At 46.1% G+C, this 15,360-nt stretch carries 11 protein-coding genes; 5 read left to right on the forward strand and 6 right to left on the reverse strand.

The window, feature by feature from the left end:
- Nucleotides 1-38: 38 nt before the first annotated feature.
- Both CALK_RS11910 and CALK_RS02070 read right to left on the reverse strand, forming a co-directional pair.
- Nucleotides 39-2,324 (reverse strand): response regulator, encoded by a 2,286-nt coding sequence (locus CALK_RS11910; protein WP_022635981.1) that lies wholly within the window; start codon nt 2,322-2,324, stop codon nt 39-41.
- A complete protein-coding gene (locus CALK_RS02070) occupies nt 2,317-2,583 on the reverse strand; it encodes a hypothetical protein (RefSeq protein ID WP_022635982.1) in 267 nt (88 codons plus the stop codon). The genes CALK_RS11910 and CALK_RS02070 overlap by 8 nt, the downstream gene beginning before the upstream one ends.
- 421 nt (nt 2,584-3,004) lie before the next feature.
- On the opposite strand from CALK_RS02070, the gene CALK_RS02075 reads away from it, so the two are divergent.
- Complete coding sequence (locus tag CALK_RS02075) at nt 3,005-4,462, forward strand: transporter (protein ID WP_155851765.1); 1,458 nt, start codon at nt 3,005-3,007, stop codon at nt 4,460-4,462.
- A 47-nt stretch (nt 4,463-4,509) separates the two neighbouring features.
- Here CALK_RS02075 and CALK_RS02080 read toward each other — a convergent pair whose 3' ends face one another.
- The 3 genes from CALK_RS02080 to CALK_RS02090 all read right to left on the reverse strand — a co-directional run bounded on the left by CALK_RS02080 (nt 4,510) and on the right by CALK_RS02090 (nt 7,514).
- Nucleotides 4,510-5,553, reverse strand: a complete 1,044-nt coding sequence (locus CALK_RS02080; protein WP_052569159.1) for a fatty acid desaturase — start codon at nt 5,551-5,553, stop codon at nt 4,510-4,512.
- Nucleotides 5,554-5,664: 111 nt separating this feature from the next.
- A complete protein-coding gene (locus tag CALK_RS11915; protein ID WP_022635985.1) occupies nt 5,665-6,177 on the reverse strand; it encodes a nucleoside 2-deoxyribosyltransferase in 513 nt (170 codons plus the stop codon).
- On the reverse strand, nt 6,174-7,514 hold the full coding sequence (locus CALK_RS02090) for a hypothetical protein (RefSeq protein WP_162146689.1): 1,341 nt from the start codon (nt 7,512-7,514) through the stop codon (nt 6,174-6,176). Before CALK_RS02090 ends, CALK_RS11915 begins: the two co-directional genes overlap by 4 nt.
- A 156-nt stretch (nt 7,515-7,670) precedes the next feature.
- Between CALK_RS02090 and CALK_RS02095 the strand changes: the two genes are divergently transcribed.
- The 4 genes from CALK_RS02095 (at nt 7,671) to CALK_RS02110 (ending at nt 14,001) form a co-directional block, all read left to right on the forward strand.
- Entirely contained in the window at nt 7,671-8,288 is a 618-nt protein-coding gene (locus tag CALK_RS02095) for a TetR/AcrR family transcriptional regulator (RefSeq protein WP_022635988.1), read from the forward strand.
- A gap of 9 nt (nt 8,289-8,297) precedes the next feature.
- Complete coding sequence (locus CALK_RS02100; protein WP_022635989.1) at nt 8,298-9,449, forward strand: efflux RND transporter periplasmic adaptor subunit; 1,152 nt, start codon at nt 8,298-8,300, stop codon at nt 9,447-9,449.
- Entirely contained in the window at nt 9,442-12,597 is a 3,156-nt protein-coding gene (locus tag CALK_RS02105; protein WP_022635990.1) for an efflux RND transporter permease subunit, read from the forward strand. Before CALK_RS02100 ends, CALK_RS02105 begins: the two co-directional genes overlap by 8 nt.
- 120 nt (nt 12,598-12,717) lie before the next feature.
- Nucleotides 12,718-14,001, forward strand: coding sequence for an efflux transporter outer membrane subunit (locus CALK_RS02110; RefSeq protein WP_022635991.1), 1,284 nt, complete (start codon nt 12,718-12,720; stop codon nt 13,999-14,001).
- A gap of 36 nt (nt 14,002-14,037) precedes the next feature.
- Here the strand turns inward: CALK_RS02110 and serS are convergent, their stop codons facing one another.
- Nucleotides 14,038-15,312 carry a serine--tRNA ligase gene (gene serS / locus CALK_RS02115; RefSeq protein WP_022635992.1) on the reverse strand — a complete coding sequence of 425 codons (1,275 nt, stop codon included), beginning with the start codon at nt 15,310-15,312 and terminating at the stop codon, nt 14,038-14,040.
- Between the last annotated feature and the right edge of the window lie 48 nt (nt 15,313-15,360).

Consider the following 15,360-nt stretch of genomic DNA (forward strand, 5'->3'; position numbering starts at 1 on the left):
GTGTTTGTAAGGTAAGGATATACACATCATGAACGGATCTATTTTGAATTTTTGCGGGGCGGTTGAGTATTTCTTCGTATCTTTTGTAGTACCGTAGCAACTGTTGCGTAGAGTTCCTGGCGACGAAAGGGCTTTTGAAGAAAGGCGGTATAGGATTCTTCTTGTATTGTCGTAACGTATGCTGAATGAGAAAAACCGGAAGAAATAAGTACGGGAACCTGTGGAGAGATTGTACGAATTTCCTCAAAGGTTTCCCTGCCACTCATGACAGGCATATTCATGTCAAGAATAATAAGATCGATCTCTTTTTTCTTTTTGCGAAAGAGAGTTACTCCACTGGGACCATCTGAAGCCGTATACGCATGATACCCCTTTTTTTGTAGGATGGTTTGGGCGGTGTGTCGAATGAGTTCTTCATCATCAATGATAAGTATTGTCCCCGCTTCAGTTTGGGTTACAACCCTTTCCTGAGGAAAGGAGGATCGTGTATCTTTTGTTACTGGTAGATAGATGTGAAATACTGTTCCGACTCCTTCTTCAGAAGAGAGGGTTATGGCACCACCGTGGTCCTGAACCGTTCCGTAGACAGTTGCCATGCCAAGGCCAGTCCCTTTACCCACTTCTTTTGTGGTGAAAAAGGGGTCAAATATTTTATCCGCCACTTCCTTTGGCATTCCGCAGCCCGTGTCTTCCACCATAATATCGATATAAAGGCCTTCTTCCAAGGAAAAGGGAGAATTTTTGCAATATTCAGCATCGAGAGTGACAGTATGGGTGGAAATAGTAATACGACCACCTTCTTTCATGGCGTGAGATGCATTAATTCCCATATTCATTATGGCGTTTTGAAGAAGGGCTGCATCTCCAATGAGCTTACTTTCGGTGGCGTGTAGTTCTACGGAGAGGGTAATTTTTTTATCAAGAGAGTGCTTGAGAAGACTGGCTGTTTCAGTTAGTATCGCATGACAGTCTATACAGGTATTTGTTTTCTTGCCAGATCGTGCAAAGGAGAGCATTTTTCGTGTGAGACTGCCTGCGCGTTCCGCTGCAGTAATAATTAATCGAGTATACTCCCGCTGTTCTTGGGTTGTGTGGGTGGTTTGGAGTAGTTCTGAGGCGCCAATAATACCACTGAGGGCGTTGTTAAAGTCGTGTGCAATGCCACCGGCAAGTTGACCAAGGGCTTCCATCTTTTGTGTTTGATGAATTTGTTCTTGTAAGGCTTGTTCTTTTTCTTCTGCTCGACGTCTTTGTGTTATATCTCTGATATTTATTAAAACTCCTGCCACGGCTGGTTCGTTGAGGAGATTGCAACCGATACTTTCTAGTATAATCCATGCCCCGTCCTTATGTCTCACTCGAAATTCTCCACGGAAATTAGTATTAGGGTGTGCGAGAATTTCACGGAACAAAAGGGCCGCATCCTTCCGATCATGGGGGTGAACTTTTTCAAGATAGAGTTTCTTTTGCAGCTCTTGGGGGGTATAGCCTAAAATGCGAGAGACGGAATCACTTATAAAAGAGATGTGTCCGTTTTGGTCGGTTATTTGAAAAATATCATTAGAATTACTCAACATGAGATGCATACTTTTTGCGTGTTTTTCTGCGTCTTTCCTCGTGGCACGAAGGGCGGTATTCTTCTCTTCAATGGCAATACGCATGGTATCAAGGGTTGTGGCAAGGGTGCCGATCTCGTCATTTTGACTTAAGGCAACAGGATGAGAGAAATCTCCCTGTGATAGTTGTTTCACAGCCGTGGTTACTGTTTCAAGGGGAGCTAAGATTGTCGCGTATATACCATGATACAATATGCTTATTATGGCCGTTAAGAGTATGAGGTTTGAGATGATAAGAACGAATGCTTGAGAGCGCAACTCGTCACGTAAAGGAACACCTGAAAATGCCATATATACCGTCCCAATGGGTGTTCCTTCATGGTAGACGGTGAAGCTTTTTTGCATTGCATCTTTGGAAAATTCATCTTTGGTGCAGGTACTGAGGGTTCCGTCTTTTCTTCGATATACACAAATATGAATATCCGTATCTGTATCAATAACAGCAAGTGCATGAATATTTTGATCACTCATGGTTGCTTTTAAAATGTTCTCTATGGCACTGGCATTAAAATCCCATACGGGAATGGAAAGGACATTCCGCAGATGACGTCCTGTTGTTGTTGCATGAGTTGTTAATTGCTGTTCTATAGAGTGTTTTGTCCGAATGAGAGTATACACGGTATAGGTTGTGGCGATACATACTGATACAGAAAGGATGAGTAGGGTGAGTTTCTTTTGTATGGAGAGATTCTGTAAAAAATTATTCATACATCTTCTGTCCTGTAAGGGATGGGTATGCCTTTATAACGTGATAGGCTATTCTTTGACTCTTTCCTCCAATTAGCGAGGCCGTTGAAGGGATGATTTTCATAATGGGCGGCCACTTATGAATGTACCAAAGGAGTGTCTCCTCTATGTTCCATGGGGAGGTTTCTAGATTTTCTGAGGGGAGCTTCTCGGTGTATGTAGTGTTAGCGGCGCAGGCATGAAGGAGTAGGTAGAGTATGGAAAAGAGGTACAGGGTCATATGAAGGCCTCCAGTCTACTCGTAGTATACCATATATCTTGTTGCATGCAATTCTTTTATACCTGCCATGGTAATTCCTTTGAGAAAACAAGTATAAGGAGCAGAGGCGGTGAGTATTCAATACGATTAGATATACTGATGTTTCTGTCCATATACTATATTTGCTAAGATCGTATCAACATACACATCAGGTTATTATTGCAGCATACTCACTAGGAGTTTTTCATGACGCTATGCAGGGAGTGTCCTTCGTTGTTTTTGTTTTCTAAAAGGTGCGTTTTTCTTCCTTTCTCAGCACACCTGCTGTCGTGCTTCAGTATGTTGCCATGGGTTGACGCATCCAGTACTGGGTGATCGATTATTTCAAGGGAATACTATAGAGATCGGTAATAGTAATATCTAACATATACGTGGAGGAATAATGAGGAGTAGTTTTCAGAGAATGATTTTATGTGCGGGGATTCTCTTTCTTACAGGAGGATATCTCTATGGTGCAGGGACCATGAACACCCGTGGGCTGGCAGGGGTAAGCCGAACCTTGTCAACTTATCCTCTTGGTCAGGGGTTGTATCATTTTGGCGGTTCGGCTAAGTTTGATATTGCTCCAGAGGGGGTAGAAACTGATGCTGGCACGGAGCGAGTCGTCTCCCTTTCTCAATCACTTTTTTGGGCGTATGGGCTCAACCCGTCCCTTGATGTAAGCATGGAACTTCCTTTTTATCAAGACTTTTGGGATGGCCGTGAAGATGACCGGGCGGGTCTGGGAGATCTTGCCGTGGCGATGAAATTGCAACACCCCGGGTTTAAGGAAAATGCACCCTTTACCTTTGCTTATCACATGGTTGCTCATCTACCTACGGGAAGCAGTGATAAGGGGGTATTTCCACGGCATAGTTATTATACTACGAAGGATAGTGCCGCTGGAAATCAAGCGTTTACAGGAGAGGCATGGCGTCTTGCTCCATCTATGGTGTGGAGCATCGATCTTGCTCGTCGCTCTAATCCTCTTCCCATGCGTATTCATGGGAATTTGGGCGCTTCTGTTGCCGTACACACTCCCGATAAAAACAATCTCTATAACATGTATTCAGCGGCCATTGGAGCTGTAGCTCTAGAGTATGATATTGAGAAGGACCTTACTCTTTTCACAGAACTTTCGGGAGAGTTTCGTATTGGTCATTTTATTGAGGGGTTTAGTCTCACTGATTTCAATAACGATCGTGTCCTTTTCTCTCTTGGCGGTACGCGGTACTTTCCTCGCGGTATGTATCTTACCAGTTCTGCAGACATCGGCGTTTCAAGTAGACAACACAGTACTCCCTGGGAAATTACGGATGATGCAGGTGCACCGCTTGTATATGAAACACGGGCAGTTCCTGAGATCGGTGTGAATTTCACCTTTGGTCGGTATGGGAGAAAAATGAAATCACCGGTAAAGACAGAATCACACCAAGAGAGACAGGATATACAGCCAATTCGCGAGGAGCCTCGGGAAAAAGAGCTCTTGTCCCCTGAAGAAAATTGGCAACGTCTTGAATCACATGAAGAAGAGATTGAGGAACAGGAAGAGCAGAAAGAAACAGAAGAGATCTCGCATGAGGTGTCTCTTGCAGATATAAACGAAACTTCAGAGGTGTACACTTCTCTTCTTGACAGGGTTGCCCAAAAACTTATTGAGGATGAGCTTCATCTTGTCATTATGGCCTATCGTGATGGAGTTGTTACAGAGGAGCCGGCCGAATGGGCGCGAAGAGTTGGCCATGACTTAATTGATCGGGGGGTTGATGAAACTCACCTGATTCTTCGTGTGAGTACTGTGCGAGACAGGGAGGAGTCTGAGCAGACGAACCATCGCGTAATTTTAACATTTCAAGAATAGGCCGTTCTTTTTCATCATGAGTGTGGAGCCTTTCGGCTCCACTTTTTTTATGCCTGCGTGGCTTCCTTATAGGTACACCATTTTTCTGTAGATGGAGCATATAGTTTGCATTTCTTTGTGATTTTAAGATAGTCACGAAAAAGACGGTTGCTCTCGTGCAGTGTTGGACCATAGACGTTTTTTAAGACCTTGTATGCTGCGGGGAGATGGTAGAACGGGATTTTCATATGTATATGATGTGGGACGTGTACGTAGATATTATGGAGAAAAAAGTTATACCATGCAGGGACAATGTAGGTTGCAGTGCTTTCTATTTGCCCATGGAAGGAGGTCCATTTTTTTCCCGGACGCCACGCAATATTGGGATGTATATGTTGGACATAGACAGTTGCTCCCATAATATAGTTCCATATAATAAAGGGTATGGCAAAGACACGAAGAAATGTTGCTCCCCCCGCTGCAAGGGAGTATCCCTGTGCGGTATATCCTCCTCCCCACACAGAGATAGTAATCATACTGATCATTGCAATAAGTACAATGGCTTTATCTCGTCGAACCCCTTTTCCTGGTGCTGTAAACAAGAGCATACCCTTGGCCCAAATTTCCCATAGATAGTATGGACCTGCCCCAAGGGGAGACCAATAGATTCGGTGTAAGACTTTTTTTACCGGAGAGTAGGATCGATATTCTTGCGGTGATACGGGTTGCCAAATAAAGTCTGCCCCAATCTTTGCTGTATGTCCATGGTGTACACGGTTGTGACCGTATACCCACTGTCCAAAGGCATGGAGAGATGGTATCATTGCAAGCTGGCCTGCGAGGTAATTCTTTCGTTTTCCCTGCAAAAAAGAGCCGTGAGCGGCATCATGACCCAGCACAAACAAACCGCTGATGGTAAGCCCCGTAAGAATCCATAGGGGGATGAGCAGAGCAATGTTTTCGGTGTTCCATAAGAGCACCACCAGAAGAATATAGAGACTGATATCACGAAGAAGATACGCAATGCTTATGTGCTCTCGGGGTTTTGTCAGATGTGCAGGAACATGGGTACGTGCTTCACGTAGTTTACTATGTCTACTCGTTTCAGTCATAGATCCTCCAAGGGGGTTTTTATATAAAATATATAGAGCGGAATCCATAGTCTACTTTTTTGGTAGTCTATAAAAAAATGGCTCTGCTTTGAACTGCAGCTGTGGGCGGTGTCAGGAAAAAAAACGCTGGAGTATTTCAGAAAGGGCGCGTGGGAAATTGGTATAGAGATCTCCCTGTGATACCACGGTGTGGTTGGTGGCAGCTTGAGAGATCATGAGATTTGCCGGCAGGGAAAAATCTTCAATGAGAGCATCTTGTGCATCGCGGAGAGGGGAAGAAGAGCACCCCACAATCTCTTTCACGGTGTCTGCATAGGTGCCGGAACGGTTTGAGTAGGTATAGATATCCTTTTTCAAGGCTGCGGCTACGCCAATCTCAAAGGCGGTTCCGTCATCCACACAGGCTCCTCTGAATGGGGTGATGTCGGCAAGAATAAGGTCACATTGATAGAGGTGTGACATGTTCTCTGCAAAGATGCGTTTTGCCGTTGGTGAAGAAATGCTGCCGTCTCCGGGAATACGCGGATGGATGGAAAAGGAGGGGCAGAGCTCTTTGATTGTGACGACAAAGTTGTCATAGGAGGGGTGAAAGACCAAGGGACCGGCAAAATAGACTGATTTCATAATACCTCTTTTGGATATTTGATATGCGGCGAGGTACTCTTTTGGATTCGTTCATATTCTGCAAAAGCCTTTTCAGCACGACGATGAAATCCCGGTACGGCTTTTTGGGGAGAGATGTCGTATATTTCAGATCTCTGAATCCATCGGTATGTTTCATAGGTGAATGGATCGAGTTTTTCCTGAGAAACCGCGTTTTTTTGCACCCGGGCAAGAAACATCACTCCCGGAATTGTTTTTTGCTCCCGATCCATACTGAAGGAGTAGGTAGCCACGGGGGGGTATTCTCCGTGCAGGGGGACGAGGCTAATGCCGAAGTCGTCACGGTATCCTTCTTCAAGGGATTGCTCAATACTTTTATAGAGTTGTAGAGAGCTGCAACCAAAATCCCATTTTGCTTCTTGAATATTTTTTCCAATGAGCAGCTGGTTGTCTTCATTGATACAGAGTGCAACCAGATGAAGTTCCGAGAGTCGTTCAAGGGAAAGGGAAAAATCTGACTCTTGGGGGTTATTGTTCCTGTATTCAGCAATACCCTCTGCCAACTGAGTCAGCTCATCAGTTTTATGAAGATCTGAAAATACTTTTTCCAAGTCGGCAATATTGTTTTTTTGCGGAATATCATGGCAGAGAATTTTCTGTGCCAGGGGAGAGGTGAATTGTTCATCATAGAGAAACATCTTGTCGAGTCGGTTCCACTCTTCGTGGTACCATACAATCGGGTAGCGTCGGCCTTGCCAGACACCTTTTAAAGGTTCATAACTCACTATTTTCATATTATCTGCACAAAGAGCATTTTCCTTCTGACGCAACAAGAGCGCGGCAAGACTCGCTCCAACCACGAGCTTTCCTTGGTAGGCAAAGGTTGCCAGACGAAAGCCAATATCAATATGTGGTCCGAGAAAGTCCAGGGTTATTTCGCCCCGTTTTACGTTTTTTATCAGATAATTTTCTTCACGGGTGGTAGAGTTAAAATCTCGCTGTTCGCGCATGCGGGCGGCCCACATGACGCTTTTGACAGAGAGCACGCCGGCCGTGGTGCTGTGGGTATTGACAAAGGCAACAGATTTTTGTAAAATCGCATACACTTTTTGCGGTGCGTCATGGAGTAGCTCTTCATCGCGGAGGGGCAGATAAAATAAAATTTCATCTCCCACCATCTTCCAATCTCTGCACTGGGGAAAATATGCCTTTGTTTTCAGTCGGCAGTAATCAAAAAATTGATTAAACAAGGGAGGCCAGTGGGGGTCTTGTAGTTTGAATGCTGTGGAATTTACCAAATCAAAGGAGAAAAAGAGATAGGTTCCTCCAAGATTTTGATCAATGGGGTTCATCTGCACCACGCCTCCTTTATGAGTTCAAAGGGGTGCAAGTAAAATATATCGGTGGCGGAGTAAATAGACGGGGTTCTTTTTTTCTTGTGCATCAAGAATTTCTGCAGGTGCTGTTTTTTCCCAAAATATATTTTGATCATCTGTTTAACAGGTGATGGTCCTATGAAAAACATGACTGCTGCAGCTATCTTTAGGGCGGGGAAGGATCTTTTTCTGTGTCAAGGGTATGAAAAGACCACTGTTCGTGAGGTGGCAAAACGTGCCGGGGTGAACCCTGCCTTAATCAGTTACCACTTTGGATCTAAACGAAATCTCTTTAAACAAGTGTTAATAGAACAGTTTTATGATTTAAAACGGGATTTTCAGGATACCATTGTACAGGAAGATACAATTTACGGAAAACTTGAGGCCTTTATTCGGGTACATAATGCGCATTTGGAAAAAAATAGCGGTGGATACCGTTTTATGGTGCGTGAGTTGCATTTCTCCCAAGATATTATGGAGGAGTGTCTTCGTAATGATTTGCGGGATGAGTCAGATTTTTTTCATACCTACCTTGTTACAGAAATAGAACATGCCATGGAAGCGGGGCAGATACGTTCACTGTCCCCCATACATCTTCTTCTTCACATTATTAGTATGAACGTTTTTTACTTTATCACGGGGAAACGGATCTTAGCCCGTTTGTGTAAAGTTGATACCGATATCGATCAGTATGAGGGCCAACGAGTTGATGAGATTGTTGACCTGATACTCTGTAGTCTTCGACCAGAAAAATAAGGATTTCCTATGGAAAAAATACGTATTATTGTACAAAAATTGTGGAAAAATGCTATTCCCGTTCTGATTGTTCTTGGGGCAGTGGGTTTCTTTGTGCTCATGGTGGCAACGCGGAGAACACCGCCATCACGTGAAGAGCACCAGGAGTATCCTGAAGTTACGGTGCGTCGTTTTGAGAAAACACGCGATCCGATCCCGCTATCTACAGAGGGAGTCGTAGCGCCGAATCGGCGGGTTGATATTTCCCCCCGTGTGCCGGGAGAGATCTCCTATGTTGCTCCACAGTTGCGTACGGGAGAACCCCTTGAAAAGGGAGATGTCCTCTTTCGACTTGATCCGCGGGAGTATCACCTTGATCTTCGAGGAGCAGAGAGTCAGGTACAAACTGCCAAAACACAACTTGCCCGTGAGCAGGAAGAAGGGGAGATTGCCCGTGAGCAGTGGGAGCTTTTTCAAGAGCGTTATCCCGAGGCAGAAGCAGGAGGTTTGGCGCTTCGCCACCCTCAGATTGCTCAAGCTCAAGCGGATTTGAAAGCAGCAAAGGCAGCCCTTGATCGGGCTCGACTGAATCTTGAGTGGACCGTGATTCGTGCTCCTTTTCGGGGATTTGCCCAGGAGCTTCTCGTTCACGAGGGACAAGTTGTAAGCTCCACTCCAGTGGCAACTTTCTACGAGAGTGATACTGCTCGTGTTTCTGTTCGCCTCTCGTCTCGGCAGAAGGGGCTTCTCAACTTGAAGACAGGTGATTCTGTTGCAGTATACACGGATGATTCTGTTTTAGTGAATAGATCTGCCACGGTGGCAGGGTGGTCACGCTCCCTTGATCCCCGAAGCAGGTCTCTAACGGTTGATGTGGCTCTTCCCGATCCTTTGGGTATTGATGCCGAAGGCGAGATTCCCCTCGAATCATTTGTGCGGGTGGTTTTCTTTGCCGTGCAGGACGAAGGGTATTTCCGTATACCACGGGACGCACTTGTAGAGGGGAAGTATCTTCGTCGTGTGGTTGACTCAACCCTTGAGTTTGTTCCTGTTTCCGTAATACAGTGGGATAAAAATGACGCCCTTGTTCGAGGGGATTTTACCGAAAATGACCCGATTGTTGTTGGCTCTTTGGACTTTTCTCTTGAGGGCATGCGAGTAGAGGCGGTGGAGTATGAATAAATGGATTGACTGGATGGTAGAAAACCACGTCACCGTCAACTTACTCATGCTTCTTATTATTGTTGGCGGGGCCTTATCGTATCTCACTCTCCCTCGGAAAATATTCCCTGATGCGGAGATTCCTGTTGTTACTGTTACCGTTCCCTACCCCGGAGCTTCACCAGATCAAATTGAGCAATCTGTTTTGACGGTTTTTGAAGATGCCTTTGTAGGTATTTCCGGGGTACGACGCATTAGCAGTACTGCCTCAGAAGGCGTCGGTTCGATTTTTCTTGAAATAGAAGATAACGTTGAGAGTGATCAGGTGCGCACAGATGTTACTGCGGCCATCGATCGCATAGAAACGATACCCGAGGATAGCCGTGAACCTCGTATTTCGGTAATGGAGATAGAAATACCTGTTATGCAGCTGGGTATTTATGGTGATATGAGTGAGCAGGAGCTGGCTGCCTTTGGGGAACGGATGGTTCGTGATCTTCGTGGCCGTTCAGGCATATCCCGGGTTGATCTTTTTGGTGTGCGTGAGTATGAGATGAGTCTTGAAGTTACGCCACAGAAATTGGAGAAATACAATATCTCCTTTGAGGAGATTGAGCAGGCAGTACGTGGAGCAAGCCTTGATTTGCCCGGTGGGAAAATATCCTCATCCCACGGTGAAATAACGCTTCGAACACGTGATCTTTCCCAAACAGCCCGTGACTTTGAGCGTATTATCGTTCGTTCGTGGGATGACGGGTCACATGTACGGGTTGAAGATCTGGGTACGGTCATTGACGGGTTTGCCGATGTGAACCTGTATACCGGATTTAATGGTAAGGATGGTGCCTTTGTGGTGGTTTCCCGTGTGGGTGATCAAAGTGCTCTTGATATTGCTCAGGAAGTGAATTCTTATGTTGAAGAAACACGGGCTCGCCTTCCCGAGGGAGTTGAACTTATTGTATGGGAAGATTTTGCTGAAGTATTGCAAGATCGTCTTGGCTTGCTCTTAAAAAACGGTGGTTTGGGCTTTATCCTCGTGCTTCTTGTGCTTGGCATATTTCTTGATATTCGTCTCGCCTTTTGGGTTGCCGTTGGCATGGCGATCTCTTTTATGGGGGGATTATGGGCCATGACGCTATTCGGGGTCTCCATAAATGTTATTTCCCTCTTCGGTTTTATTATGGTCTTAGGGATTGTGGTGGATGATGCCATTGTTATCGGGGAGAATATCTTCCAAGAGCGAGAGCGAGGTACGCCGCCTGTCCTAGCTTCAAAACGAGGAACAAAAAGTATTGCCATTCCGGTAGTATTTGCCGTACTTACCACGGCGGCAACTTTTTCTCCGCTACTTGCCGTGGAAGGGGTTACGGGACGTATTATGTATTCGGTTCCTGTGGTGGTGATTTCGGTACTCCTTTTCTCTCTGTTTGAGTCCTTATTCATTCTTCCCGCCCATCTGTCTACTCTCCGTGAAGAGAGCACCCGCGGTATTTTTCGTATCTCGCAGGAGTTTAGTCGGAAGGCTGATCGAAACCTGCGTGGGTTTATAGAACGAATTTATGTGCCCCTTTTGCAAAAGTCAATGCGATGGCCTTCTCTGGTAATTGCCCTATCTGTAGCGATTCTTATATTTTTTATTGCCCTTATTGCAGGTGGGCGTGTTGCGGTGCAGCCAGGTATGGGAAACCGTGAAGGAGTGAGTTTACGCGTGTTTCTTACTATGCCCCAAGGAACCTCTTTGGAGGGAACCCGCGCAATGACAGACACCTTGCTTGGGCGGTTTGATATCCTGCGGGAGGAGTTTCAAGATTCTCATGATCGGTATGCCTCCTTCGACGAACACATCTTGGTAAGTATCGGAGAACAGCCCAGTCGCGGTTCCATGGGAGGGGATGATCCCACTATTGCGGAGATAAATATCTTGTTTCCAACGGGAGATGAGCGAGATTATTCTCTTGAGCCCTTGCAGAATCGATTTCGTGAAATAACAGCGGATATTCGTGGGTATGATGAGTTACAGTTTAGTACCGCCTTGGGAAGTGGGCAGGATGATATTAATATCAGCCTCTCCTTTCCCGATGATGACGCCTTGCTTTCAGCAGTGCATCGCCTTGAGGATACCCTGTCGCGATACGATGGTGTCTTTGATATCTCCAATAATTTTGAAGGTGGTGCGGAGGAACTCTCTTTGCGTCTTCGTTCTTCGGGACGATCCCTCGGGCTCACTCAAGCAGACCTTGCTCGACAAGTTCGTACCGCCTTTCATGGCTCAGAGGTACTTCGTGTTTTACGGGATGAACATGATATTCCCTTTATGATTCGGTATCCTGCTGATATACGCGGGGAAGTGGGAACCATCCATTCCATGAAAATATCGACGCCTGCGGGAGAGCGTGTGCCCATCACGGAAGTTGCTGATATTGTCCATGATCGTGGGTATAGTTTTATTAATCGGGTCAATCAGAACAGGGTTATTACCGTGACTGCTGCAGTGAATACCTCCGTCAGCAATCCCGGAACAATAACCCGTGAACTTGTGGGATATATTGAAGGAGACATGCAACAGACCTATCCCGGTTTAGAACATGTTATCGGCGGTCAACAGGAAGATAGTGACCGCAGCCTTGCCTCCCTTGCCATGGCCTTTATTGTCGCCATGTTTGTGGTGTATGCCTTATTAGCGATTCCCTTTAAATCGTATCTTGAGCCTTTTATTATTATGTGTGCCATACCTTTTGGAGCCATTGGGGCTTTTATTGGGCATATTGTCTTGGGGTATGATTTGCAGTTTATGAGTATTTTTGGTATTGTTGCCCTCTCCGGTGTGGTGGTAAATGATTCTCTTGTCTTTGTTGATTATGTGAATCGTCAGATGTGCCGTGGGTTGGATGTTCGTTCTGCAATTCTTGCTGCGGGACGAAACCGATTTCGTCCCATTCTCCTGACAACTCTTACCACCTTTGCTGGTTTGTTACCCATGCTTTTTGAAACAAGTTTTCAGGCGCAAATGCTTATTCCTATGGCAATTAGTCTTGGTGTGGGCATCCTCTTTGCTTCGGCCATAACGCTCTTTCTTGTGCCTGCATATCTTATCCTACTTGACTGGATCCGGACTCTTTTTTCCATACAACGTGTTTGCCTTGGGGAGGATACTCATGAAACGCATTAATAATCTTCTCTATGCCCTGCTGCTTTTTCCTTTTCATGTTCCTTAGCACCTCCGGCAGAAGAGGTTGACCACGGCTTTGATATACCTGATTCTGCGGTGTATTATGTTGAAGGTGACTACATGCTTCCCGTGGATGACCTCTTTGAAGAGCCGTGGTGGTATGCCTTTGAAGATGAGGCTCTTCGAGATCTTATAGATACGGTTTTGGCTCAAAATTTGAATATTGAGATTGCCCATAAAAATATGGAAATTCTTGGTCAGCGTCTTCGCGGGGTAGAATCGAATCTCTTTCCTCGAATAGAAGCTCAAACGGGATACCGACGGGGAAAGCAACCAGAGCCGACTTTTTCTCCCACTGAAGGGGTACAGACTGAATTGGATGATTTTGAAAACATATCTCTCGGGGTGGAACTATCATATCTTCTTGATGTGAGTGGACGAGTACGCCTTGGCAGACAAGCGTTTAGAGAGAATATTGCAGCCAGAGAAGCGGAGGTTCGTTCTCTCTACAGTGGGATCATTATGCAGACCATAATTCAATGGTATAGTTATGGAGCAGCCCTTGAGCAACTTGCCATAGCTCGGGATCAATATGCGTATGCTCAGGAGCAAAAGATCTTGCAAAAGCGAAGGTATATGGCTGGTTTGGGAGATCGGCTCTCCTTTGAACAGGCACGCAGTGCGTACTACGGTGCTGGGCAAACAGTGACAGATCTTACCCAAGATCGTGACCTTGCTGCCATGAATCTTGCCCTCTTGAGCGGAGATTATCCCCGCAGTGACCGTGAAAAGCCATCCCGTTCTTTTACTGCCGTGGAACTTCCTCCTGTCCCCGCGGTGGTGCCTTCCGATCTTCTGCGTCGTCGTCCTGATATTATTGCGGCAGAACACGAGCTTGAGCAAGCACGGTTAGAGGTTGGGGTGGCCCGCGCAGATCTTTTTCCCACGGTTACACTCAGCGCGTCATACTCACAGGCGACCGACGAGTGGGGTGATCTATTCTCTCTGGCAGATTTTACACGTTCCCTTGGGGGGCAGGTCGTGCAGACACTCTTTTCGGGGGGAGAAATACGGAGCTCAATTTCTGAACAAAAGCTCTCCTATGCTGCGTCAATACTTGAGTATCGGCAAGTAGCACTTGATGCATTTGGGGAAGTGGAAGAAAACTTGGCACGTCTACACACTGCTGAAGAAAATGCGACTCGCTTGGCAGAACAGGTTTCATCTCTTACGGAGATATATGGAGAAACGGCCCTTCGTTATATGCGGGGGGTGATTCCCTATGATGGGTATGTCGAGAGTAGAAATGCTGCGGTGGAACTTGAGATGGCCGAAGTAGGGATGACCTTACAACGTATTATTCTTCGCTTAGAACTAATGCACTCCATGGGAGGATTGTGGTAAGAAAGGACGGAGTAGATTCCGTCCTTTTGCGTATCCTTAGGCAGGTCGTATTCCTGTCGAACCGCCCATGTATGGCTGGAGTACTTCCGGTATACGTACTGCACCCTCTGCGGTTTGATAGGTTTCCAGCAAAGCAACGAGTATGCGCGCTGTTGCCAAGCCAGAGCCGTTGAGCGTATGAACATAGGTGGGTTTCTTTCCTCCAGCCGGTCGGTAGCGCATGTTCATGCGACGGGCTTGAAAATCTTCAAAATTACTCACCGATGATACCTCAAGCCATTGCTGTTCCCCTGGCGCCCAAACTTCCAGGTCGTAGCATTTGGCTGCTGCAAAGGATAGGTCTGCATCGCAGAGAGTGAGAATACGGTAGGTCAGCCCCAGTTTCTTTAGGAGTCGTTCCGCATCTGCGCGAAGCAGCTCTAACTCTTCATAGGAAGTTTCCGGCGTGGCGAGTTTCACCATTTCCACCTTGTCAAACTGATGTAAGCGAAGAAACCCCTTTGTATCTTTCCCGTAGGATCCAGCCTCGCGGCGAAAACAAGCTGTGTAGGCACACATCTTTTTTGGAAGATCCTGTGCGGCCAGTATTTCATCGCGATAAATGTTGGTAACAGGAACTTCCGCTGTGGGAATTGCATAGAGCCCGTCTTCGTCAACATGGTACATTTGATCTGCAGATTTGGGTAACTGCCCCGTTCCGAAGGCACTTTCTGCCGTAACTAAATACGGGGGCTGTACTTCTTCATACCCCGCAGTAATATGTTCATCAAGGAAAAAATTTAGCAAGGCACGATTAAGCCGTGCTCCTGCGCCGGTAAGTAAAGGAAACCCGGATCCGCTAATTTTAGCACCCCGTTTTAAGTCAAATAAACGGAGGGATTCCCCAATTTCAAGATGATCCTTGGGGGTAAAAGAGAAGGAAGGAAGCTCGCCATACACTTCAGAAATAGCATTGTCAGCTTCACTGGCTCCGTGTGGTACGGTTGTATGAGGCATATTTGGTACGCGGGACAGCTCTTCGCGCAGGGTCGACTCGAGGTTGTGCAAGGTTGCATCGTACTCTTTTATACGAGCCGCCACATCTTGCATGGTAGCAATACTTTCCGTGGCATCTTCACCCGCTTTCTTTTTGCGCCCAATCTCCTTAGAGGCCTCGTTTCGTTCTTTTTTGAGCTGTTCAGCTGAAAAAAGGGTTTCGCGAATCTCTGTATCGAGGGCAAGAATACGATCTATATCGGCCGCATCTTTCTTTGTTTCACAATTTTTCTTTACCGCTTCGTGGTGCTCGCGAATAAACTTGATATCAAGCATGGAGATTTCCTTATCTTGGTTATGGGTTACGTGAAAAAAATAATAAAA

The sequence above is a fragment of the Chitinivibrio alkaliphilus ACht1 genome, from assembly GCF_000474745.1.
GTDB lineage: Bacteria > Fibrobacterota > Chitinivibrionia > Chitinivibrionales > Chitinivibrionaceae > Chitinivibrio > Chitinivibrio alkaliphilus.